This window comes from Streptomyces sp. BR1 (assembly GCF_052373795.1).
GTDB lineage: Bacteria > Actinomycetota > Actinomycetes > Streptomycetales > Streptomycetaceae > Streptomyces.
Map to the genome: position 1 here is coordinate 2,427,251 of NZ_CM126252.1, position 23,190 is coordinate 2,450,440.

The 23,190-nt window shown below is 70.7% G+C and carries 21 protein-coding genes; 10 read left to right on the forward strand and 11 right to left on the reverse strand.

Features of this window, described 5'->3' with window-relative positions; translation table 11 throughout:
- The first annotated feature begins 149 nt into the window (after positions 1-149).
- Positions 150-1,088: a hypothetical protein gene (locus tag ACT1U9_RS10225; protein ID WP_444538030.1), complete on the forward strand. Its 939-nt coding sequence runs from the start codon at positions 150-152 to the stop codon at positions 1,086-1,088.
- Between the two features lie 350 nt (positions 1,089-1,438).
- Positions 1,439-1,888 carry an ATP-binding protein gene (locus ACT1U9_RS10230; protein ID WP_444538031.1) on the forward strand — a complete coding sequence of 150 codons (450 nt, stop codon included), beginning with the start codon at positions 1,439-1,441 and terminating at the stop codon, positions 1,886-1,888.
- Between the two features lie 78 nt (positions 1,889-1,966).
- Here ACT1U9_RS10230 and ACT1U9_RS10235 read toward each other — a convergent pair whose 3' ends face one another.
- Both ACT1U9_RS10235 and fdxA read right to left on the reverse strand, forming a co-directional pair.
- Positions 1,967-3,064: a bifunctional succinyldiaminopimelate transaminase/glutamate-prephenate aminotransferase gene (locus ACT1U9_RS10235; RefSeq protein ID WP_444538032.1), complete on the reverse strand. Its 1,098-nt coding sequence runs from the start codon at positions 3,062-3,064 to the stop codon at positions 1,967-1,969.
- Between the two features lie 103 nt (positions 3,065-3,167).
- Positions 3,168-3,503, reverse strand: a complete 336-nt coding sequence (gene fdxA, locus ACT1U9_RS10240; protein WP_188276063.1) for a ferredoxin — start codon at positions 3,501-3,503, stop codon at positions 3,168-3,170.
- Between the two features lie 142 nt (positions 3,504-3,645).
- On the opposite strand from fdxA, the gene ACT1U9_RS10245 reads away from it, so the two are divergent.
- Positions 3,646-4,650, forward strand: coding sequence for a GNAT family N-acetyltransferase (locus ACT1U9_RS10245; RefSeq protein ID WP_444538033.1), 1,005 nt, complete (start codon positions 3,646-3,648; stop codon positions 4,648-4,650).
- A 116-nt stretch (positions 4,651-4,766) separates the two neighbouring features.
- The gene (locus ACT1U9_RS10250; RefSeq protein ID WP_444538034.1) at positions 4,767-5,606 is read left to right on the forward strand and encodes a transglutaminase family protein; all 840 of its coding nucleotides are present in this window, start codon (positions 4,767-4,769) and stop codon (positions 5,604-5,606) included.
- Between the two features lie 22 nt (positions 5,607-5,628).
- Here ACT1U9_RS10250 and ACT1U9_RS10255 read toward each other — a convergent pair whose 3' ends face one another.
- The 8 genes from ACT1U9_RS10255 to ACT1U9_RS10290 form a co-directional block, all read right to left on the reverse strand.
- On the reverse strand, positions 5,629-6,234 hold the full coding sequence (locus ACT1U9_RS10255) for a response regulator (RefSeq protein ID WP_393267797.1): 606 nt from the start codon (positions 6,232-6,234) through the stop codon (positions 5,629-5,631).
- A 10-nt stretch (positions 6,235-6,244) separates the two neighbouring features.
- A complete protein-coding gene (locus tag ACT1U9_RS10260; protein WP_444539058.1) occupies positions 6,245-7,423 on the reverse strand; it encodes a sensor histidine kinase in 1,179 nt (392 codons plus the stop codon).
- Between the two features lie 26 nt (positions 7,424-7,449).
- Positions 7,450-8,190, reverse strand: a complete 741-nt coding sequence (locus ACT1U9_RS10265) for an ABC transporter permease (RefSeq protein ID WP_444538035.1) — start codon at positions 8,188-8,190, stop codon at positions 7,450-7,452.
- Entirely contained in the window at positions 8,187-9,113 is a 927-nt protein-coding gene (locus ACT1U9_RS10270) for an ABC transporter ATP-binding protein (protein ID WP_444538036.1), read from the reverse strand. Before ACT1U9_RS10270 ends, ACT1U9_RS10265 begins: the two co-directional genes overlap by 4 nt.
- A 138-nt stretch (positions 9,114-9,251) precedes the next feature.
- Positions 9,252-11,327, reverse strand: coding sequence for a hypothetical protein (locus ACT1U9_RS10275; protein ID WP_444538037.1), 2,076 nt, complete (start codon positions 11,325-11,327; stop codon positions 9,252-9,254).
- 165 nt (positions 11,328-11,492) lie between these two features.
- Positions 11,493-11,915 (reverse strand): DUF6113 family protein, encoded by a 423-nt coding sequence (locus ACT1U9_RS10280; RefSeq protein WP_444538038.1) that lies wholly within the window; start codon positions 11,913-11,915, stop codon positions 11,493-11,495.
- Positions 11,912-12,802, reverse strand: a complete 891-nt coding sequence (gene mshB / locus ACT1U9_RS10285) for an N-acetyl-1-D-myo-inositol-2-amino-2-deoxy-alpha-D-glucopyranoside deacetylase (protein WP_444538039.1) — start codon at positions 12,800-12,802, stop codon at positions 11,912-11,914. The genes ACT1U9_RS10280 and mshB overlap by 4 nt, the downstream gene beginning before the upstream one ends.
- Positions 12,803-12,878: 76 nt before the next feature.
- A complete protein-coding gene (locus ACT1U9_RS10290) occupies positions 12,879-13,073 on the reverse strand; it encodes a hypothetical protein (protein WP_188276071.1) in 195 nt (64 codons plus the stop codon).
- Between the two features lie 199 nt (positions 13,074-13,272).
- On the opposite strand from ACT1U9_RS10290, the gene ACT1U9_RS10295 reads away from it, so the two are divergent.
- Positions 13,273-15,402 (forward strand): alpha/beta fold hydrolase, encoded by a 2,130-nt coding sequence (locus ACT1U9_RS10295; protein WP_444538040.1) that lies wholly within the window; start codon positions 13,273-13,275, stop codon positions 15,400-15,402.
- Positions 15,403-15,515: 113 nt separating this feature from the next.
- Here ACT1U9_RS10295 and ACT1U9_RS10300 read toward each other — a convergent pair whose 3' ends face one another.
- The gene (locus ACT1U9_RS10300) at positions 15,516-16,511 is read right to left on the reverse strand and encodes a hypothetical protein (RefSeq protein ID WP_444538041.1); all 996 of its coding nucleotides are present in this window, start codon (positions 16,509-16,511) and stop codon (positions 15,516-15,518) included.
- Between the two features lie 456 nt (positions 16,512-16,967).
- On the opposite strand from ACT1U9_RS10300, the gene ACT1U9_RS10305 reads away from it, so the two are divergent.
- The 5 genes from ACT1U9_RS10305 (at position 16,968) to ACT1U9_RS10325 (ending at position 23,135) form a co-directional block, all read left to right on the forward strand.
- Positions 16,968-17,990, forward strand: coding sequence for an ABC transporter permease (locus ACT1U9_RS10305; RefSeq protein WP_444538042.1), 1,023 nt, complete (start codon positions 16,968-16,970; stop codon positions 17,988-17,990).
- A 29-nt stretch (positions 17,991-18,019) separates the two neighbouring features.
- On the forward strand, positions 18,020-19,801 hold the full coding sequence (locus tag ACT1U9_RS10310) for an ABC transporter substrate-binding protein (RefSeq protein ID WP_444538043.1): 1,782 nt from the start codon (positions 18,020-18,022) through the stop codon (positions 19,799-19,801).
- Positions 19,802-19,862: 61 nt separating this feature from the next.
- The gene (locus tag ACT1U9_RS10315; RefSeq protein WP_444538044.1) at positions 19,863-20,840 is read left to right on the forward strand and encodes an ABC transporter permease; all 978 of its coding nucleotides are present in this window, start codon (positions 19,863-19,865) and stop codon (positions 20,838-20,840) included.
- A 62-nt stretch (positions 20,841-20,902) separates the two neighbouring features.
- Entirely contained in the window at positions 20,903-21,970 is a 1,068-nt protein-coding gene (locus tag ACT1U9_RS10320; RefSeq protein WP_444538045.1) for an ABC transporter ATP-binding protein, read from the forward strand.
- A gap of 25 nt (positions 21,971-21,995) precedes the next feature.
- Complete coding sequence (locus ACT1U9_RS10325; RefSeq protein WP_444538046.1) at positions 21,996-23,135, forward strand: ABC transporter ATP-binding protein; 1,140 nt, start codon at positions 21,996-21,998, stop codon at positions 23,133-23,135.
- Positions 23,136-23,190 lie beyond the last annotated feature (55 nt).

Sequence of the window (23,190 nt, forward strand, 5' to 3'; positions counted from 1 at the left end):
CGACGGGGCGATCCGGCCGAAGTGCGCCCCCAGCGCCCCACTCGCCCGCCCCGCCCCGGATCCGGCCACGGCCCGGTCCGCCGCCCCCGGCCCCCGTACGGCCCCGCACCGCCCCGGACCCGCGCCCCGGCCTCCAGTACGGTGGTCCCGTGTCCCACCCCGCCACTCACCCCCGACCCGCCCGGCGCGGCCGCCTCTTCCGTATCGCGGCCGCGGCCGTCGTCCTGCTCGCCGTCGCCGGATACCTGGTGGCGCAGTACGTGAGCGGGGGCCCCGGGGCGCCGAGATGCACGGTCGGGTCCGGGGACGGGGACACCTACAAGCTCAGCCCCGAGCAGGCCGAGAACGCGGCGACGATCTCCGCGGTCGGCACCTCGCGCGGGATGCCCGAGCGCGCGGTGACGATCGCGCTCGCGACCGCGCTCCAGGAGTCCGGGCTGCGCAACATCACGCGCGGCGACCGCGACTCGGTGGGCCTCTTCCAGCAGCGCCCCTCGCAGGGCTGGGGCACCGTGGAGCAGATCATGGACCCGGTCTACGCGGCCGGGAAGTTCTACCAGCGCCTCTCCGAGGTCCCCGGCTACTCGCGGCTGCCGCTGACCGTCGCCGCGCAGAAGGTGCAGCGCAGCGGCTTCCCGCAGGCGTACGCGAAGCACGAGCCGGATGCCACGCTGCTCACCGCCGCGCTCACCGGACGCTCGCCCGCCTCGCTGACCTGCACGGTCGCCAAGGACGCCCACCCGGGCGACCCGGCCAAGGTGCGCGCCGAGCTCACCCGCGCGTTCGGCGCGGGCGTGGCCCCCGACAAGGGCGACGGCCGTGAAGTCACCATTCCGGTGCACTCGCCCGCCCGGGCCGGCGCCAACGCCGACGGCGGCGCCGAGCAGCGCGGCTGGGCGCTCGCGCACTGGGCGGTCGCCCACGCGGCGACCCTGCGCGTCGAGCAGGTGGCGTACGCCGGGCACACCTGGAACGTGTCGGGCTCGCACAAGGGCTGGCGCACCGACTCGGGCACCGGCTCAGGCGAGAGCACCGACGCCGACCGGTCGGGCGCCTTCGGCCAGGTCCGGATCACGCTCGCCGGATAGCGCTCACCGAAACAGCGCTCGCGGTACCCGGGAATGCGCCCTTCACCCATTCGGCCGTCCATTCGGTGGGCCACTCATAAGGGGCCCCCGAACCCTGCGCCGTACACCGTTTCGTACACCCACCCCCGCACCGGCTAGAAGAATCGTCAATTCCCCTGAAAGCAAAGGGATCTGACGCTCCATCAGGCATCTTCCCGCCGGTTCGTTTGCCCGTTTTTATCCGAACCCGATAATGCGACGCATTGCGAACTCTTTACGTGGGATCACCGCAACCTCCGCCGCCCTTGGACCGGTTGTCACTGCGTCCGAACGCCGGACAGATCAGAACAGTCCCTGTCTGAAGGAGCATCATGTCCCTCCCCCTGACCCGTCGGATCGCCCGTGTCGCGCTGCTCATCGCGGCGGGCGCAGCGCCCGTGGTCGGTGCGGCCGGCTCCGCAAGCGCCGCCGGTCTCCCGGAGACCCCGAACCTGAGCGGCCTGAGCGCGCTCGACGGCGCCAACCTCGGCAACACGGTCGACGGCGCCGCGCAGAAGGCCACCAACCTGGCGGGCGACGCCGGCAGCTCGGCGGTCAAGAAGGCGGTCCCGGCCGCGGGCAAGACCGTCGGCAAGGCGGGCAAGACGGCGACCCCGGCCGCGCAGAAGGCGGCGGGCGACGCGGCGGGCAACGCGGGCGACCTCCTCGGCCAGACCGCCAAGTCGGCCTCCCTGGACGGCCTCCCGGTCGGCGGCCAGCTGCCGACGGGCGGCCTGCCCTCCACCGACCAGCTGCCGCTCAAGGGCCTGCCCGTCGGCTGAGCACCTGCCGCACACGCCGAAGGGGCCCCGGGATCCTGTCCCCGGGGCCCCTTCTCGTACGTACGGGAGCGACCGCGCTTACGCGCCCAGGCGCTTCACGGCGGCCTCGACGCGCTCGTCCGTCGCCGTGAAGGCCACGCGGACGAACCGCTCGCCCGCCTCGCCGTAGAAGTCGCCGGGGGCGACCAGGATGCCGAGCTCGGCGAGGTGCGCCACGGTCTGCCAGCAGCCCTCGTCGCGGGTCGCCCACAGATACAGGCTGGCCTCGCTGTGCTCGATACGGAAGCCGTGCTTGACCAGCGCGTCGCGCAGGGCGGCCCGGCGGGCGGCGTAGCGCGCCCGCTGCTCCTGGACGTGGACGTCGTCGCCGAGTGCCGCCACCGTCGCCGCCTGCACGGGCGCGGCCGTCATCATGCCGCCGTGCTTGCGGATCTGGAGCAGCTCGCCGAGGACGGCCTCGTCGCCCGCGATGAACGCGGCACGGTAGCCCGCCAGGTTGGACCGCTTGGAGAGCGAGTGGACGGCGACGATGCCCTCGTACGTACCGCCGCAGACGTCCGGGTGCAGCACCGAGACGGGCTCGGCCTCCCAGCCCAGCTCCAGGTAGCACTCGTCCGAGAAGACCAGGACGCCGTGCTCGCGCGCCCAGGCGACGATCTTGACCAGCTCGTCCTTGGCGAGGACCCGCCCGGTCGGGTTGGACGGCGAGTTCAGCCAGAGCAGCTTGAGACCGGCGGGGTCCAGCTCCGTCGGGTCGTCGTAGACGACGGGCTCCGCGCCGCAGAGCCGGGCGCCGACCTCGTACGTCGGGTAGGCGAGGCGCGGGTAGGCGACCTTGTCGCCCGCGCCCAGGCCGAGCTGGGTCGGCAGCCAGGCCACCAGCTCCTTGGAGCCGACCACCGGCAGCACGTTGCGGTGGCCGACGCCGACCGCGCCGAGCCGCCGCCCGACCCAGCCCGTGAGCGCGTCCCGCAGCTCGGTGGTGCCCCACACCGTCGGATAGCCCGGCGAGTCCGCCGCCGCGACCAGCGCTTTTTGGATCAGCGCCGGGACCGGGTCGACCGGGGTGCCCACGGAGAGGTCCACGATCCCGTCCGGGTGCCGCGCGGCCGTCGCCTTGTACGGCTCCAGCTTGTCCCAGGGGAAGACGGGCAGACGTGCGGAGACTGCGCCCACGAAGGTGCTCACTTTCTCGTACCGGTTTCCGTACAAGGGAAACGCCTCGGTCCCGTAGGCGGTGGGCGCCGTACGGGACCGGGGGGACACGCGGGTGTCGGTGTCAGTGCTCGCTGTCGGCGTTGATGTCGGCGGGCAGCGCAGCGATGAAGGGGTGATCGCGCTCGATCAGGCCGAGCTTGGAGGCACCACCGGGCGAACCGAGCTCGTCGAAGAACTCGACGTTCGCCTTGTAGTAGTCCTTCCACTCCTCCGGGGTGTCGTCCTCGTAGAAGATGGCCTCGACCGGGCAGACCGGCTCACAGGCACCGCAGTCGACACATTCGTCCGGGTGGATGTAGAGGGACCGCTGGCCCTCATAGATGCAGTCGACCGGGCACTCTTCGATGCATGCCTTGTCCTTAAGGTCGACACAAGGCTCCGCAATGACGTAGGTCACGCTGTCGTTCCTCCTCGATAGGGCGCGGCGGGCCGGTCTGGCGGCTCCGTCCACGTGGCGCGCGGGAGCGCGGCGTCGTCGATGCCCACACCTAGTATCTCCGTTCCGGGGCGCGATCCGAACAGGAGGGGCGAAGAGAGCTGTGGAGTTCACCACCGGCGGACGGTTGATCGTCCGCATCACGCCTGAAGATCAGGGCAAACGGGTATCAGTCAGGCACCTCGCGACGACCGGGGAGCGGGGCGAGAAGTTCACCGACACGATCGGCGTTCTCACATTGTGGGATGACGGGGTGCTGTCGATCACACGCAGGACCGGCGAGACGGTGCGCATCCCGGAGCGCGAGATGGTCGCGGGCAAGGTCGTCCCGGCCGAGCCCGCCCGACGGCGCGGCCCGGCCGCCACCTTCCGGGAGTTGTCGCTGGTCAGCGCGCGCTCCTGGCAGCCGGTGGAGAGCGCGCCGCTGGGCGACTGGACGCTGCGGGCGGCCGGCGGATTCACCCGCCGGGCCAATTCCGTCCTCCCGCTCGGCGACCCGGGCAGACCGCTGGCGGACGCGTTGACGTACGTACGTCAGTGGTACGCGGCGCGTGGACTTCCCACGTATGTGCAAACGGCGACCGGCGCCGAGGGCACCCAGGAACAGCTCTGTGTCGATCTTGAACAGGACGGGTGGATTCGCGAAGTAAGCGCCCAACTGCGGATCGCCGCACTTGCCCCGATCGGGGACGTCGACGCGGACGTCTCACGGGTCCAGCTGTCGCGCACCGTCGGCCCCGCCTGGCTCAGCCGCTACCAGCGCACGGGCACGCCCGGGCCGCACGTCCTGAAGGTCCTGGAGAGCGGCCCGTCGACGTGGTTCGCGACGGTGGCCGGGGACGAGGGCGCAGCGCCCGCCGCCATCGGCCGGTGCGTGGTCGACGGCCGGTGGGCGGGGTTCATGGCGGTCGAGGTGGACCCGGCGCAGCGCCGCCGGGGCCTGGCGACGGCCGTGATGGCCGCGCTGGCCCGGCAGGCCCTGGACGAAGGGGCGTCGGCGGCGTGGCTCCAGGTCGAGACGGACAATGAAGAGGCGGCGGCGCTCTACGACGCGCTCGGCTTCGCGACGCATCACATGTATCACCACTTCAGGCATCCCTCGGGTTGACGAAGCCCTGAACGGAACCGGAACCTCCGGTCCCATCGACACCCCCGGAACCGACCGACCGGAACCGGAACCCCGGCACCACACTTCCGATCTCACTGAACGGGTACGAGGCGGTTATGGACCCCGAAAGCCCCGGCGCGTACGACTGGCGAGGGCAGTTCACCGAGGAGGCCCGCTGCGAGCGGCCCGACCTCGCGACGCTGTGCCTGCTGATCGGCGCGGTGGCCGATCCGGAACTCGGCCAACCGGGCCTGGACGCGGCCCAGGTGGAGCTCGACCGGCTGGCGGGCCTGCTCCCGTACGGGGTCACCAGTGCGGGCGCGTGGGCCGAGGCGCTGGCGGAACTGCTCGGCGGCGCCTGTGACTTCCGGGGCACGCCCGCGGAGTACCAGCGCCTGGAGTCGTCGCTGCTGCCGGAGGTGCTGCGGCGGCGCCGGGGGCTGCCGATCCTGCTCTCGGTGATCTGGATCGAGGTGGCCCGCCGGGCGGGGGCCCCGGTGTACGGGGTGGCGCTGCCCGGCCACTTCGTGGTCGGGTTCGGCGGGCCGGAGGAGCGGGTCCTGGCGGACCCGTTCAACGGGGGCCGCCCGCTGACGGGCGCGGACGCGGAGCTGCTGGTCGTCGGGGCCACCGGCGCCCCGCTCGACCCGTCGATGCTGACCCCGGCGGACCCGCTGGCGATCGTGCTGCGCATCCTCAACAACATCCGCGCCTGGGCGTCGGCCCGCCCGGAGCACAGCGCGGTGGCCCTGTGGGCGCTGGACCTCAGCCTCCTGCTGCCGACCCACCCGGCCCGACTGCGTTACGACCGGGCCCAACTGCTTGTCCAGCGCGGCGACTTCCTGGCGGGGGCCGCCGAACTCGACCTGTACGCGGACGTCCTGGAGCCGGTGGAGCCCCGTACCGCCGAGACGATCCGGGGACGGGCCCGGGCGGCGCGGGCGATGCTGAACTGAGGCTCCGTACGAGGGGACCGGCCTACAGCCAGCCCTTCTCCCGCGCGATCCCCACCGCCTCCGCCCGGTTGCGGGCCGCGAGCTTCTGGATGGCCATCGAGAGGTAGTTGCGGACCGTGCCCTGGGAGAGCGAGAGGGTGCGGGCGAGCTCGGCGTTGGTGGCGCCGTTCGCCGCCGCGCGCAGGACATCGCGTTCGCGGTCGGTCAGCGGGTTCGCGCCCTCGGCGAGCGCGGCGGCCGCCAGGGTCGGGTCGATGACCCGCTCCCCCGCGAGCACCTTGCGTACGGCTGCGGCGAGTTGAGCGGCCGGGGCGTCCTTGACCAGGAAGGCGTCGGCGCCCGACTCCATCGCGCTGCGCAGATACCCGGGACGCCCGAAGGTCGTCAGGATCACGATCTTCAGGGCCGGGAACTCGCGGTGCAGGGCGGCCGCCGCCTCGATGCCCGTACAGCCCGGCATCTCGATGTCCAGGAGCGCCACATCGATCTCATGGGCGCGGGCGGCAGGGAGCACCTCGTCGCCGCGCGCGGCCTGGGCCACGACTTCGAAGTCCGGCTCCAGGCCGAGCAGTGCTGCGAGGGCCTCACGGACCATGGACTGGTCTTCGGCCAGCAGGAGTCGGATCATGAACCGGATTTTAGTGGGATTCCGGGGACGCTCCGGTCCCGGCCGCCGGGGCCCCGGCCAGCGGGATCCTCGCGATCAGCGTGAACCCCTTGGAGGACGCGGCCTCCACCGTTCCGCCCGCCTTGGCCAGGCGTTCCGCCAGGCCCGTCAGGCCGTTGCCGGGGACGGGGGTGCCCGGGCCGCCCCGGCCGTCGTCGCTGATGCGCAGTTCGACGAAGCGGCCGTCCAGCGTCTGGCGTACGTCGAGGGTGATCGCGCACTTCTTGGCGCCGCTGTGGCGCACCACGTTCGTCGTCGCCTCGCGGACCACCCAGGCCAGCGCCTCCTCCGCGCCCTCGGGTGCCTCGTCGGGCAGCTCGGCGGCGGCGGGCAGATCGGCCGTGACTCCGGCCGCCGTCAACGCGGTGCGCGCACCGGCCAGTTCACCGGCGAGGGTCGCCCTGCGATAGCCGGACACCGCTTCCCGTACGTCCACCAGGGCCTGGCGGCTGACCTGTTCGATGTCGGCGACCTGCTGGGCGGCCTGGTCGGGGTGGGCGGGGAGCATCCGGCCGGCCAGCTCGCTCTTGAGCGTGATCAGCGAGAGCGAGTGGCCGAGCAGGTCGTGCAGATCGCGGGCCAGGCGCAGCCGCTCCTCGTTGGCGGCCAGCTGCGCCACCGTGGCCCGCGCCTGGCGCAGCTCCACGGTCGTACGCACCAGTTGGCGCACGCCGCTCATGGCGAAGCCGCCGAGCAGGGCCGGGATCGTCAGGCCCGGCACGAAGTCGCCCCAGGCGCCCTTGGTGGTGAGGCCGAGCAGGGCCATGACGCCCGTCACGGCCGGGATCGCGAACTTCGCGATCGTCATCGGCAGCGCCGCCCCGCAGCCCACCGACACGTACACGAAGAGCACCAGCCAGGGCGCGTCCAGGGTCAGCGAGGTGAGGATCGCGAGGGCGACCAGGAAGGCCAGGATCGAGGCGACCGTGGAGCGGGCGTAGGGGCGGGCGGTGTGGCGGAAGACCAGGGCCAGGTAGGCGGCGACGAACGCCACCAGGGCGAGCCAGCCGAGCACGGTCGCCCACACCGTGTGATGGCCCTTGAGCAGGTCGGAGACGGGCGCCCCGAGGAACGCCAGCCAGATGCCGATCCACACCAGCTTGCGCCCCGCCTCCTGGCGGTTCTCCGGCGGGCGGCCGATGGCGGCCATGGGCTTGCGGTCTTCCGTCACGCTGCTCACGCCTTCAGGGTGTCCTTCCGGTACAGCCAGGCCGCGCCGCCCGCGAAGAGCAGGAAGTAGACGGCGAGGACGGCCACGTCCTTGGTGTGCGGGGCGTTGCCCGCCTCGATGGCCTGCCCGAGCGCAGCGTACGCGTGGGTGGGCAGCCACTTGGCGAGCGACTGGAGCCAGGGCGCGAAGGTCGTCGTGGGCATCCACAGGCCGCCCAGGATGGAGAGGCCGAAGTAGATGATCATCGTGATCGGGCGGACCGCGTCACCGCTGGCGAGGTAGCCGATGGCCACGCCGAGCGCGGCGAAGCAGAGCGAGCCCGCCCAGATGGAGCCGGTCAGCGCCAGCCACTGCCAGGCGTCGAACCGTACGTCCTTGACGGTGGCCGCGACCAGGAAGACCACCACGATGCAGGGCAGGGTGACCACGGCGGCGCTCGCGATCTTCGCCAGGACGTAGCCGCGGCCGGGCAGCGCGGTCAGCCGCAGCTGGCGCACCCAGCCCTTCTCGCGCTCCTTGGCGATCTTCTCGCTGTTGCCCATCAGGACGGCGGTGATCGCGCCGAACGAGGCCATCGAGACCATGAAGAAGGCCGGGAAGGTCAGATCGGTGCCGCCGATCTTGTCCGTGGTGTTCTGCGAGCCGGAGATCAGCAGATACAGCGCGGAGGGGTAGATCACCGAGAAGAACATGAACTTCTTGTTCCGCAGGGTGCGGGCGATTTCGAGCTTGATCAGGGTGTTCATGCGGTCCTGGCCTCCTCGGCCTCGGTGATGGCGACGAAGGCCTGCTCCAGGCCGAGGCCTGCGACTTCGAGGTTGCGGGGGTACAGGCCGAGCCCGTACACCGCGTGGACGGTGGCGTCCGCGTCCGTCGACTGGAGGCGGACCGTGCGGCCGGAGATGTCCAGGCTCGCCAGGAACGGCAGCCCGCGCAGGGCCGACTCGTCGATCGCGCCCTCCAGGTCGAAGGCGATCCGGCGGGCACCGGCCTTCGCCTTGATCTCGGAGGCGGTGCCGTCGGCGAGCAGACGGCCCTTGTGGAGCACCAGGACGCGGTCGGCGATCGCGTCCGCCTCTTCCAGGTAGTGGGTGGCGAACAGGACCGTACGGCCCTGCTGCGCCTGCTCGCGCATGGTCGCCCAGAACGCCTGGCGGGCGGTGACGTCCATGCCCGTGGTCGGCTCGTCCAGGACGATCAGGTCGTTGGCGCCGGCGGTCGCGAGCGCGAAGCGCACACGCTGCTCCTGGCCGCCGGAGAGCTTGTTGACCATCCGGTCGGCGATCTGCCCGATGCCCGCGCGGTCCAGGACCTCCTGGACCGGGTACGGCCGCGGGTGCAGATCGCAGGCGAGCTTGACCAGCTCGCGGACCTTGACCTCCTCCATCAGGCCGCCGCTCTGCAGCATCGCGCCGACCCGGCCGTCCTGGATGGCCTGCTCGGGGCTGGTGCCGAAGAGCCGGACCGAACCGGCGTCGGCGCGGCGCAGCCCGAGGAGCAGGTCGAGCGTGGAGGACTTGCCCGCGCCGTTCGGTCCGAGCAGTGCGACCGTCTCGCCGGGGTGGAGGGTGAGCGAGAGGTCCGCGACGGCGCGGACGTCCCCGTAGCTCTTGCTCACGTTCTCGAAACTCACCACGGAGGTGGCGGTGGAGGTCGTCGTTGTGGTCATGACCCAAGGTTCGCCCGCGGGCCCCGGCCCGGGGCAGTGCCGCCTGTCGTGACTCCTGGATGACAGATGTCATGCGGACGGCATGACACGGCCCCCGCACGCGTCGCGCGTACGGGGGCCGGGATCAGGAACCGCAGGTCAGCTGGCGTTCAGGTCGATCGTGACGGTGCGCTGCGCGGTGGTCTTGCCGCGCAGGGCGCTCTGCATCGCCTTGGCCACGTCGTCCGAGGACAGCTGGTGCTTCTGGCCGTCGCCCTTCATGACCATGACGCCGTTGAAGGCGCTGCCCATGAGCTCCTCGATCGCCTTCTTGTCGTAGACCTCGACCAGCTTGCCCTCGACGGGCTTCATGGAAAGGATCTTCGGCAGTGACTTCACCGGGCCGAAGACGATCTGCTTGCCGCCGGCCTTGATGGTGATCTTGTCGGACATGGCGGGCTTGGCGAACTCGTTCATCGCCCGCTCGATCTCGGCCGCCGAGATGGTCGGCTGGCGGCTGGTGACCGGCAGCTGCACGTCGTTGGGCGTGCCCGTCTCCACCTGCGCCCGGTAGGCGTCCTTGACCGAGTTCATCGAGCGGTTGACGTCGAGCGTCTTGCCCGCCTTGCCGGGTACGGCCACGGCCTTGCCCGGGACGAACTTGACCGTGCCCTCGACGGCGGAGCCGGAGGCGCCCGCCAGGTCGGTCAGGGCGACGCCCAGCTTCTCCTCGTCGACCGGGATGACCGGCTCGGCGGCCCGCTTGCCGCCGAAGAGCGAGGAGATGACGGAGACCGGGTTGTAGTCGCTGCCCGCCGCGTTGCGCACGGTCGCCTGGCTGTCCAGGGTCAGACCCGCCTTGTCCGGGGCGAGCGTCTCCTTCTTGCCGTCTACGGTCAGCCGCAGCGGCTGGGCCGCGCGCTTGCCGAGCGTGGCGTCCAGCTTGGCGACGGCCTGCTCCTTGCTGCCGCCGCCGATGTCGACGCCGAGGACCGTGGTGCCCTTGGGGACCTCGGAGTGGTTGAGCAGCAGACCCGCGCCGTACGCGACACCGGCCGCGGCGACGACCGCGACGCCGAGCAGGACCAGCTTGGAGCGGCCCTTCTTCTGCTTCTTGGCGGCGGGCGCGGTCGTACGGGCCGGGGCCTGGGGGGCCTCCTGCGCCTGCGCGCTGTCCGAGCCGTCGGGGAGGCGCGGTGTGAGGTCGGGACCCATGCCCGGCCCACCCGCGAACGCGGCCCGGTTGTCGCCCGGGACGACCGGGATACCGCTGGTCAGCGTGTCACCGGAGACATGCTCGGCCGGCGGGGGCGGAGTCGTCCCGCCACGCCCCGGCACCGGCGCCGGGGCCTGCGGGGTCAGGATCGCGGTGTCGTCGGACATCCGGGGCACCGACGGCGTCAGGGGACCGGGCCGCACACCCGGGGCCGGGGTCCCGCGACCGGGTGTGCCGTCGCCGCCGAAGACCGGGGTGCCGTGGCTGGGCGTACCGCCGGGGCCCTCCGAGCCGAAGACCGGCGAGCCGTGGCTCGGGGTGCTCGCGGGGCCCTGCGACGCGGCGAGGCCCTGGCCGCCGAGGCGCTGCTGGCCCTTGCGGCTGTCGGTCGGCCGGGTGGGCAGCGCGGCGGTGCCGGTCATGGGGCCGGTGGTGGGTCCGGCGGGGCCGCCGCCGGCGGAGAGCGCGGAACTGCCGCTTCCGTTGGGCGAGCCGCCGTTCCCGGCTGCGAAGCCCTGGCCGTTCGCGGAGCCCGCGCCGGGGAAGCCGCTCCCGTTCGTGGAGCCGTCGCCCTGCGGCGCGTCCGAGAAGTACGGGAGGTTCGAGCGCGGGGTGCCGGACGGCGGGGTGGGCGCGCCGGGGCCCGACTTACGGGGCGCGAACCAGTCGCTGGCCGGCTTGTCGTCGGCGGAGGGCGCGGCATGCGTGCCGGTCTCCTCCGCGTCCGCGCCGCTCTGCGTACGCTCGCCCTCGGCGGGGGACAAAGCGGACGCCTTGTCCGCGTCGCTCATCGGCGTACGCATCACCACCGGCGGAATCGGCCGGGATCCGGGGATGTTGATCCGGATCCGGGTCGTCAGCGTGGTCTCGGTCTTGGGTTCGTCCGGCTCTGCGGCGGCGGCTTCCGGGGCGTCGTGCGCCGGAGAGTGCGGCGTCCCGTACGGCGGGGTACCCGACGGGTACGCGGCTCCGCCGCGCCCCTGGGGGCCGGAGGTCGAACTGTCAGTTTCACGACTCAAGGCAGGTTCTCTCCCGATCGGCTCCGCCACCCGCTCTTGTCTCGTGTGCCTGTGTGCGGGCGGCTCGGCGGCGCGCACCACCATACTGGCCGCCGCGCGCACGCACGGGTCGGCCCGGCGAAGCGGCACACCACACCCACTACTGCGCCACGCCGCCCGCGCACGTCACTTGCCAAGTCGGGCCGAATCACCGGCCGGTTGTACGAGGTTGCCGATCGTGGCACAGATCACAGCCGAGGCCATCCCGCCGAGCAGGAAGATGTACGAGCCGAGGCCCGCCCCGAAGATGAAGTCGCCCTCGGGCCGGGTGGCCGTCAGAAACAGCACCGCGACCAGCCATCCGGCACCCGGTGCCGCAACCCCGACCCGGCTGTTCGTCAGGGACGAACCCACCCAGAACAGTCCGGCCGCGCCGGCCAGCGAGAGCAGCAACCCGCCGGGGAACCAGGCGGCTTGGACCAGCGCGCCCGCGACCCCGGTCAGCGCGCCGAGCACGAACAGCCCGGCGAAGGCGGCGATCCGCCCGGGGCGGGCGCCCGCCGTACGGGCGTTGACGTCGACGGGGGACGTACGGGGCTTTCCGCTCATGACAGCTCCAGCCCGGCGAACAGGTCGTGTTCGCGCTCGCCCGCCGGCGCCCCGGACTCGCCGCGCACCAACTCGTAGTACTCCTTGGCGAACAGCGGCTGGCCCCGGTCGTTGGAGAGGGCGAAGAAGGGGCCGTCCACGGCGATCTGGGTGATGTGCGCGCGCATCGCGGCGGCCTTGGCCTGCGCGTACGGCGTGCCGTCGATCTCCGCGGTGATCCGCTCGTCCTCGACGACGCCCGGAATGTCGGAGACTTCGGCGATGCCGGGGAAGGAGACGCCGGAGTCGCGCAGCCGCGCGAAGCCCTCCTCGGCGGCGGACCTCGGCACCCGGTTCCAGTAGATCTTGCCGATGGTGTGCGGTTCGCCCAGGTCCGGGCGGTACGCGGCGTCACCGGCCAGCTCGGCGGCGCGCATCGCGACGCGGTGGGCCTGGATGTGGTCGGGGTGACCGTACCCGCCGTTGGTGTCGTACGTCACGAGCACCTGCGGCCGGACCTCGCGGATCACCTCGACCAGATGCGGGGCCGCGTCGTCCACGTCGGTGTTCCAGAACGCGCCCGCGCGGCCGTTCTGCTCGGCGCCCATCATCCCGGAGTCGCGGAAGCGGCCGGGGCCGCCGAGGAAGCGGTGGTCGGTGACCCCCAGCTCCTTCATCGCGGCCGCGAGTTCGCCGATGCGGTGGGCGCCGAGGCGGTCGTCGCGGTCGGCGGCGAGATGCGCGAGGTCCGCCGGGATGACCTCGCCCTCCTCGCCGAGGGTGCAGGTCACCAGCGTGACCAGGGCGCCGTCGGCGGCGTAGGCGGCCATGGTGGCGCCGTTGTTGATCGACTCGTCGTCGGGGTGCGCGTGCACCAGGAGCAGACGCCGGGCGGGGAGATCCGTCATACCCGACAGCCTACGAGGCATGGCTCGCGGCGGCATGCCTCGGATCCCCCGGCCGCGCCGGGCCGCGTCACCGGCGTCAGAACTTGATGTCGCTGATCATGCCCGCCACGTTGTTGGTCAGGTTGTTGATGCTGGGTGCCATGGACGAACTGGCGAGGTAGAAACCGAGCAGAGTGCAGACCACCGCGTGTCCGGCCTTCAGTCCGGACTTCCTGACCAGCAGGAAGACGATGATCGCCAGCAGCACCACCGCCGAAATAGAGAGTGCCACGGCGGTTCACCTCCATCTGTCGGTCGGGCAGAGCCAGTCGGTCGGAAGAGCGTGTGCGAGGGGGCATGCGGAGTCATACCCACACCCCACTATGGATCATAACTATCCGACGGAACGCATTGATCGGTGCACGGGCGCACAAGGGGCGCACACCGGCCACGGCCAGGCACGTCGGGGCGAGGGCCGCTAGGTTCGGTTCATGACCTCAAATGCCCCTGGGGAACCCTCGTTTCCCCGTCAGTACGCCAGGACCCAGCGCTACACGCTCGGTGCGCCCCGCGCCTTCACGGTGGCGCCGGACGGCAGCCGGGTGGCCTTTCTGAGGTCTCCGAACGGTACGGATCCGGCCAACAGCCTCTGGGTGCTCGACCTGGCGCCCGGCGGCGGTGAACGGCTCGCGGCCGACCCGCGCGCGCTGCTCGGCGGGCACGCGGAGGACCTCTCCCCGCAGGAGCGGGCGCGGCGCGAGCGCAGCCGCGAGGGCGCGGCGGGCATCGTCGGCTACGCGACCGACGCGGCCGTGGAGTTGGCCGCGTTCGCGCTGTCGGGCCGTCTGTTCACGGCCGAGCTGCGGGCCGGCACCACCCGTGAACTCCCGGCCCCCGGCCCCGTCATCGACCCCCGCCCGTCCCCGGACGGCCGCCGTCTCGCCTATGTCGTACGGGGTGCGCTGCGGGTCGCCGGGGCCGGCGGCGAGGACGACCGGGCGCTCGCCGAGCCGGAGTCGCCCGATGTGACGTACGGTCTCGCCGAGTTCATCGCGGCCGAGGAGATGGGCCGCTCCCGGGGCTTCTGGTGGTCGCCCGACTCCGACCGGCTCCTGGTGGCGCGGGCCGACGAGAGCCCGGTGAAGCGCTGGTGGATCGCCGACCCGGCCCACCCGGACCGCGAGCCGCAGCGCGTCGCGTATCCGGCGGCGGGCACGCCCAACGCCGAGGTCCGGCTGTTTCTGTACGGTCTGGACGGGGCCAGGACCGAGGTCGTCTGGGACCGGGTGCGCCACCCGTATCTCTCGCGGGTGCACTGGTCGGCGGCGGGCGCCCCGCTGCTCCTGGTGCAGGCCAGGGACCAGCGCACCCAGACGTATCTGGCCGTGGACACGGAGTCCGGGACGACCAGGACCGTCCATGTCGACGAGGACGAGGTCTGGCTCGATCTTTTCCCCGGCGTTCCGGCCTGGGCCCCGGACGGCCGACTGGTGCGGATCGCCGATGAGGGCGGGGCGCGGGTGCTCGCCGTCGGGGACCGTCCGCTCACCGGTGACCAGCTGCATGTCCGGGCCGTGCTCGACATCGGGCCGGACGACATCCTTGTCTCCGCGTCGGCCGGGGAGGGGGCCTCTGCTCCCGAGACCGGGGAGATCCATGTGTACCGGGTCAACGAGCTGGGTATTGAGCGGGTTTCGGATGGTCCGGGCGTCCACTCGGCGGTGCGGGGCGGACCGGCGACCGTCCTCACATCCGCCCGTCCGGACACCCCGGGCACCACGGTACGGGTCGAACGGGACGGCAAGCAGCTCGCGGTGGTCGACTCGTACGCCGAGGAGCCCGTACTCACGGCCGGAGTGCGGCTGACAGAGGGGGGCGCGAGGCGCATCCCGTGCGCCGTACTGCTCCCCACCGGGTACAAGGAATCGGACGGCCCGCTTCCGGTGCTCCTGGACCCGTACGCCGGCCCCCACGGCCCGCGCGTCCTCGCCTCCCAGAACTCCCATCTCACCTCCCAGTGGTTCGCCGACCAGGGCTTCGCGGTGATCGTCGTCGACGGCCGCGGCTCCCCGGGCCGCTCCCCCGGCTGGGAGAAGGCGATCCGCGACGACTTCACACTCAGCCTCGACGACCAGATCGAGGCGCTGCACGACCTCGCGAAGCGCTTCCCGCTGGACCTCGGCCGGGTCGCGATGCGCGGCTGGTCGTACGGCGGCTACCTCTCGGCGCTCGCGGTACTGCGCCGCCCCGACGTCTTCCACGCGGCGATCGCGGGCGCGCCGGTGACCGACTGGCGCCTCTACGACACCCACTACACCGAGCGCTACCTCGGCGACCCGAAGACCAGCCCCTCGGCGTACGAGTCGAACTCGCTCGTCACCGACGCGGGCCTGTCCCAACCGGCCGAGCAGCACCGCCCGTTGATGATCATCCACGGCCTGGCGGACGACAACGTGGTAGCGGCCCACACCCTCCGCCTCTCCTCGGCCCTCCTGTCGGCGGGCCGCCCCCACGAGGTCCTGCCCCTGACGGGCGTGACACACATGACGCCACAGGAACAGGTGGCGGAAAACCTGCTACTGCTCCAAGTCGACTTCTTGAAGCGGTCGTTGCGGACCTGAGTGGCTGCACCTACAGGGGCGCGGGGCTGTGACATTGTGCGGCTCCGCCGCGTGGGCGCGACCAGCCACGCACGGTCCGCGGCCAAATAACCGCACCCCTCGCGGAGCGCTGGTCACCACCCCGGCGGCGGGAACGACGGCGGCGGCGGCCCGAACCCGCCGCCGCCAGGCGCAGGCGGCCACGCCGCAGGCGAGTCCACCGGGTCGGCAGGCCCCCGCCTGACCAGCACGGGAACCAGCACCACTCCCACCACCACCTCGAAGAAGAACGTCACGACCTGCAACTGCCCGGCGGTCGACAACGAGTCGAAATGGTCGAGCAGTTCGAACCGCACCACCTCACTGATCCCCAACGCCCCCGACGCCGCCAGCACGGCCGCGGCGACAAGACCCAACGGCCGAGAGAAGGCGGCCCGGGCGAGCGCCCCAACCGCCGCGGTCAGCGCGACCACCGCCAGCACCACCGTCATCCACCCCGCCGGCACCCACAACAACGGCAGATTCCCGCCGCTGAACCGCACCTTGTACACGTCCCCGGGAAGCTTCACCGCCGTATAGATCTCCCACGCCACCACGACCGCGGCGGCCGCGACCAGCAGCACGAACGCGGTGATCCCGGCCCCCGCGCCCGGCCGGACCGGCGGCGCGGGCCCGACCTCCGGAGACGGCCGGCGCCCCGCCGCAGCCGTGATCAGCATGGCAAGACCCGCCGCCAGCGCCGCGAACGTGCTGAGCAGCGCCCGGCGGTGGAGTTCGTGCAGCGCGGTGGTGTCCAGCCAGTGGTCGTGCAGCACCCACAGCGAGGAGATCCGCAGCGCGGCGGTGACGGCCCCGGCACCGGCCAACACACCTGCGGCCAGCGGCGATCGGGGCACCACGGCGACCGCCACCACGTACACCACGAGCAGCACGGGGTCGAGGAAACCCGTGGTCAGCGGGGTGCCACCGGTGTGCTTGGGCATGCCCGTCCAGAACCACCACAGATCCGCGACGGACCGCGCGGTGTGCAGATCGCGGGCGATCCAGGCGGCCGTGAGCAGCGCGAGGAACGCGCACAGCACGGCCCCGGTGAGCCGCGCGCCGCCCGTGAGTGTCTGTGCCTGCCTCATGCCCCTTGCCGTCCCCCCGGTTGGCTTGGTGAGCGCATGCTCCGCCGCATCCTCCACCCACGGTGCTCGGGTCGACAAGAGGGGCGCGTGACCTGGGCGGGACGGCAGCGGCCGGCCGGGGTGACGAGACACCCCGACCGGCCCACGGCACCCGCACGGCCGTACGGTGTTCAGCGTGACGCGTTCGTATATCGGTGTTGCGTCAGTCAAGTTGCCTGCTTGTTAACGAAATTGATGGGCATTTATGGAGTCATGTCGCCCGCTCCACCGCCTTGTCAAGCACGCAGTCGCCTCGATGTGCGAAATCTTGTGCCAAGTTCTCCCGTGATCGCACACAAGCATGCTCAAACCTCTTGACGCACAAGGCTGGGCGCATGAATGTTCCGGTCAATCAATGACGCCTGCGGGCGCCGTTCGACTCTCTTCGACTCTCTCTCGGTGCGGGGGCTATGTGCGATGACGAGTTCAACCCAGGCCGCCACGGAACCAACTGATCCTCTTCCACAGGGGGCGGATTCCGCCACGGGACTCACGGCGACCGAACTCATCGGGCGTTCTCCCGGCCGGCTCGCGTGGGCGCGATTCAAACGCGACCGGGTGGGTATCGCGTGCGCGGTCACCGTGCTCGCCTTCATTCTCATCGCTTTCGCGGCACCCTTGATCGCGAAGCTCTACGGCAAAGATCCTTATCAGCTGTACGGACAGGACCGCGGCCTCCTGAACAGCTACGGCATTCCGCTGAAACCCAACGGCGGCGTCGACGGCGACTTCTGGTTCGGCGTCGAACCGAACCTGGGCCGCGATGTGTTCACGCTGTTGATCTACGGGATCCGGACCTCGCTGTTCATCTCGCTGGCCGTCACCGTCGTCTCGGTGGCCACCGGCGTGCTGATCGGCCTGGTCCAGGGCTATATGCACGGCAAGGTGGACTACTTCCTCGGCCGGTTCTCGGACCTGATGCTGTCGTTCCCGCAGCAGCTGTTCTTCATCGCCTTCACCCCGGTGATCGTCGCGCTCTTCGTCTCGCCGCGCGACGAGGAACCCACGTACGTACGGGTCGTGGCGCTGATCCTCGTGCAGTTCCTGCTCGGCTGGATGGTGGTGGGCCGGCTCGTGCGGGCCCAGGTCCTTTCGCTGCGGGAACGCGAGTTCATCGAGGCGGCCAGACTCAGCGGCGCCTCGAACTGGCGGATCATCCGCAAAGAAGTGCTGCCCAACATCTGGTCCACGGTCCTGGTCCAGGCGACACTCCTGCTTCCGGCCAATGTCACGGCGGAGGCGGGACTTTCCTTCCTGGGCGTCGGTATTCAGCCGCCGACCCCGGACTGGGGACTGCTTTTCCAGTCGGGCGCCTCGTACTTCGAGTCCGACGTCACCTTCATGTTCTTCCCCGGCATCGCGATGCTGATCTTCGTCGTCGCCTTCAACCTGCTCGGGGATTCGGTCCGGGACGCACTCGACCCCAAGACCGTCCGCTGAACCGTCCACATCCTGACAGGCAGGAATCAATGAGAATTCGCAAGGCGCGCTACGCCTCCGCGTTTCTGGCGGTAGGGGCTCTGACACTGTCCGCGGCGTGCAGCAGCGGCGGAAGCGACACCGGGAAGAACCCCTCCGGTGGCGACAAGAAGGCAACGGTGCAGAACTTCGGCATCGGCACGAAAGCCGACTCCACGGGACCCGCGGCGCCCGTCGAGGGCGCCAAGCCCGGCGGCACGGCCTACGACCTGGACCAGGCGGGCTTCGACTATCTGGACCCGGGCCAGCAGTACGTCAGCGACATGCTCTCGCTGCAACTGCTCTACAACCGCTCGCTGACCGGATACAAGATCGACGCCAAGACCGGTAAAACGATTCTGGTGGGCGATCTGGCCACCGACACCGGTACCCCGTCGGACGGCGCCAAGACCTGGACGTACACCCTCAAGGACAACCTGAAGTTCGAGGACGGCACGCCCATCACGTCCAAGGACGTCAAGTACGGCATCGAGCGGCTCTTCGCGGACTTCGAGACGCAGGGCCCGCAGTACGTCCAGAAGTGGATGCTCGGCACCGACTACCGCAAGGCGTACAAGGGCCCGTACACCGGCCAGGAGCTGCCCGACACGGCGCTCGCGACGCCGAACGACAAGACCATCGTCTTCCACTTCCAGGCCCCGCACGCGGACGCCCCGTACGCGATGTCCATGCCGAACGTGTCGCCGATCCCCAAGCTCAAGGACGACAAGCAGAAGTACAACAACCACCCGGTCGCGTCCGGCCCGTACAAGATCGCGGACTACAAGCCGGGCAAGTCGCTGTCGTTCGTGCGCAACACCAACTGGGACCCCAAGAGCGACCCGATCCGCAACGCCTACCCCGACAAGTGGGAGTTCCAGCTCGGCATCGCCGAGCCGGGTCTGACCAACCGGATGGCCGCGCAGTCCGGGCCCGACAAGTACGCCGTGAACATGTCCGGCTCCGCGGACCCGTCGAAGATGCAGACGCTGACGACGGACTCGCAGTACAAGTCGCGGACGGTCAACGAGTACCAGCCGTACGTCGAGGTCATCAACATCAACACCAAGCGGATCACCGACCCCAAGGTCCGCCAGGCGATCATGTACGCCTTCCCGATGCAGCAGGTGCAGCAGGCGTTCGGCGGCGGCGCGCAGGGTGAGCTCGGCACCACGCTGATCAGCCCGACGGTGGCCGGCTGGCAGAAGTTCGACCCGTTCGGCAAGCTCAGCAAGCCGATGGGCGACCCGGACAAGGCCAAGGAGATGCTGAAGGCGGCCGGGGTCACCGGACCGGTCAAGCTCAGCTTCGCGTACGCCAACACCCCGCGCTGGCAGAACGTCTCGCTGACCATCCAGAAGGCGCTGGAGAAGGCCGGCTTCCAGGTGGAGCGCAAGGCCATCGACCCGACCTCGTACTACACGGTGGTCGGCAAGGTGAACACGCCGTTCGACATCTACCGCACCGGCTGGGGCGCCGACTGGCCGAGCGCCTCGACCGTGGTCCCGCCGACCATGGACGGCCGCAACCTCCAGGACGGCACCAACAACTACCCGTTCCTGAACGACCCGAAGGTCAACTCCGAGATCGACCGGATCATGGCGCTGACCGACATCAACCAGCAGAACACCGAGTGGCGCAAGCTCTCCGAGTACGTGCTGCAGACCGACACGGCGCAGATCCCGTTCGTCTTCGACAAGTACTTCAACCTGTACGGCGACGGCCTCGGCGGCATCTCGTACAACCAGGTGTTCGGCACGATCAACCCCAGCACCATCTACGTGAAGCAGTAGTGGCGGCCCGGTCCCCGGCCCGCCTCACGGGCCGGGGACCGCATACAGACGGAAGAGTCCGATGCTCCGTTTCCTTGTGCGACGACTGCTCGGCGCCGCGGTCATCCTGCTGCTGATCAGCGCCATCACGTACTTCCTCTTCTTCTTCCTGCCCTCCGACCCGGCGCTATTGTCCTGCGGCAAGAACTGCGACCCGCAGAACGTGGCACTGATCCGCAAGAACCTGGGGCTCGACCATCCGATCTGGGTGCAGTACTGGCACTTCATGACGGGCATCTTCGCCGGGCGCGACATGCCCGTCGGGCACTGCCCGGCGCCCTGCTTCGGCTACTCCTTCGCCGACCAGCAGCTGGTGTGGAGCACCATCTCCGACCGCTATCCGACGACGCTCTCGCTGGGCGTCGGCGGCGCCGCGATCTTCCTGACCGTCGGCGTCGGCCTCGGCCTGATCTCCGCCTGGCAGCAGGGCAAGCTCTTCGACCGGATCGCCAGCGCCGCCTCCCTGCTCGGCCAGTCCGTGCAGATCTACTTCATCGGCCCGATCGCGATCCTGCTGCTCTCCACCAAGACCCATATCTTCAACCGCGGCCAGGACCCGCACTGGGCGAGCGACCCGGCAGGCTCCGTCTCCGGACTGCTGCTGCCGTGTCTGATCCTGTCGGTGATCTTCTGGTCGAACTACAGCCGGCAGACCCGCTCGCTGATGGTCGAGCAGATGTCGGAGGACCATATCCGCGCGGCCCGCGCCAAGGGCATGAGCTCGCGTTACGTCTTCCTTCGCTACGCCCTGCGCGGCGCGATGGCCACCGTCATCACCATCTTCGGCGTCGACCTCAGCGCGGTCCTCGGCGGCGCGATCATCACCGAGGTCACCTTCGGCCTGCACGGCCTGGGCTCGCTCTCGGTGCAGGCCGTGCTCCGCAGCGATCTGCCGCTGGAGATGGCCGTGATGCTGATCGGCGCCACGATCATCGTGCTCTGCAACATCGTCGTCGACATGGCGTACGCCTTCATCGATCCGCGGATCCGGCTCTCCTGAGAGCTCGTCGACCCTTCCGATCCCGCACCCCGGGATCCCGGAAACTCTGAGGAGAACCCTCCGTGAGCACCCTCAGCCAGACCGAGGCCGCGCCGGACACCGGCGCGTCCCGGGGCTTCCTCTCGGTCCGTGATCTGTATGTGCACTTCGCCACCGAGGACGGCATCGTCAAGGCCGTCGACGGGCTCTCCTTCGACCTGGCGCGCGGCTCGACGCTGGGCATCGTGGGCGAGTCGGGCTCCGGCAAGTCGGTCACCAACCTGGCCGTCCTCGGGCTGCACAACCCGCGCAACACCACGATCCGGGGCGAGATCCTGCTCGACGGGCAGGAGCTGACCGGCGCCTCGGAGCGCCGACTCGCCCAGCTGCGCGGCAAGAAGATGGCGATGATCTTCCAGGACTCGCTGGCCGCGCTCTCGCCGTACTACACGGTGGGCCGCCAGATCGCCGAGCCGTACATGAAGCACATGGGCGCCTCCCGCAAGGAGGCCAAGGAGCGGGCGATCCAGATGCTCGGCAAGGTCGGCATCCCGCAGCCGAGGCTGCGGGTCGACGACTATCCGCACCAGTTCTCCGGCGGGATGCGCCAGCGCGTGATGATCGCGATGGCCCTGGTCTGCGACCCGGCGCTGATCATCGCGGACGAGCCGACCACCGCGCTCGACGTCACCGTCCAGGCGCAGATCCTCGACCTCCTGAAAGACCTCCAGCAGGAGACCGGTTCGGCGATCATCATCATCACGCACGACCTGGGCGTGGTGGCGAAGACCGCGGACGACGTGATGGTGATGTACGCGGGCCGCTGTGTGGAGCGCGGCACGGTACGGGAGATCATGCGCACCCCGCGCCACCCCTACAGCTGGGGGCTGCTCGGTTCGATCCCGCGCCTCGACTCGCCCGTCGACCTGCCGCTGGTGCCGATCCCGGGGGCGCCGCCCAGTCTGCTCTCGCCGCCGCCGGGGTGCCCGTTCCATCCGCGCTGCGCCTTCCCCGACCAGGTCTCCGGCGGCCTGTGCCGGACGGTGCGGCCCGCCATCCCGGAGGACCAGCCGCACGGCGCCGCCTGCCATCTCAGCGGCGACCAGAAGGACACGATCTTCGCCGAGCAGATCCGGCCGCGGCTGCGCTGACCCGACCAGGAGTCGAGAACACATCATGAGCGAACAGCTGGACCTCACCAAGGTTCCCGGCCCCCGCGACCAGGCTTCCGGAGCTGACCGGGAGCAGTCGCCGCTGCTGGAAGTGGCCGGACTCGTCAAGTACTTCCCCATCCACAGCGGGTTCCTGCTCAAGCGCCACGTCGGTGACGTACGGGCCGTGGACGGGGTGGACTTCACCATCGCGCAGGGCGAGAGCCTGGGTCTGGTGGGCGAGTCGGGGTGCGGCAAGTCGACCACCGGGCGCCTCATCACGCGCCTGCTCGAACCGACCCGGGGCACCATCACGTACGACGGCCGGGACATCAGCCATGCCTCGCGCAAGGAGATGGCGCCGATCAGGTCCGAGATCCAGATGATCTTCCAGGACCCGTTCGCCTCGCTCAACCCGCGCCAGACGGTCGGCGACATCATCTCCAACCCGATGGTCGTCAACGGGGTCAATCCGCCGGGCGGCCGTGAGAAGCGCGTGCGCGAGCTGCTGGAGATCGTCGGGCTCAACCCGGAGCACTACAACCGGTTCCCGCACGAGTTCTCGGGCGGACAGCGTCAACGTATCGGCGTGGCAAGGGCGTTGGGGCTGCGACCTCGCCTGATCGTGGCGGACGAACCGGTCTCCGCGCTGGACGTCTCGATCCAGGCGCAGGTCGTCAACCTGCTCCAGAACCTCCAGCGCGAGCTGGACATCGCGTTCCTGTTCGTCGCCCACGACCTGGCGATCGTGCGGCACTTCTCGCAGCGGATCGCGGTGATGTACCTCGGCCGGATCGTCGAGATCGGCGACCGCGACTCGATCTACGAGCGGCCCCGCCACCCGTATACGCACGCGCTGCTCTCGGCCGTGCCGGAGGCCGTGGTCGACGACGAGGGCGAGGGCCGTGAGCGGATCCGGCTCGCCGGTGACGTGCCGTCCCCGATCGACCCGCCGTCGGGCTGCCGCTTCCGAACGCGGTGCTGGAAGGCGGCCGATCTCTGCGCGTCCGAGACCCCGCCGCTGGTACGTCTTGAGGGCAACCGGGAGGGGCATCTGACCGCGTGCCACTTCCCCGAGGAACCGACGGTCGCGGCGCGGGACGAGGACGTCGTCCTCGACCCTGCGCTCGCCGCGATCGAGGAGGCGACGGACACGGCCCATTGACCCGAGTGTCACACTGCCTCCGCATCGGGCCGGGCCCGCGCCCGCACACCCCGCG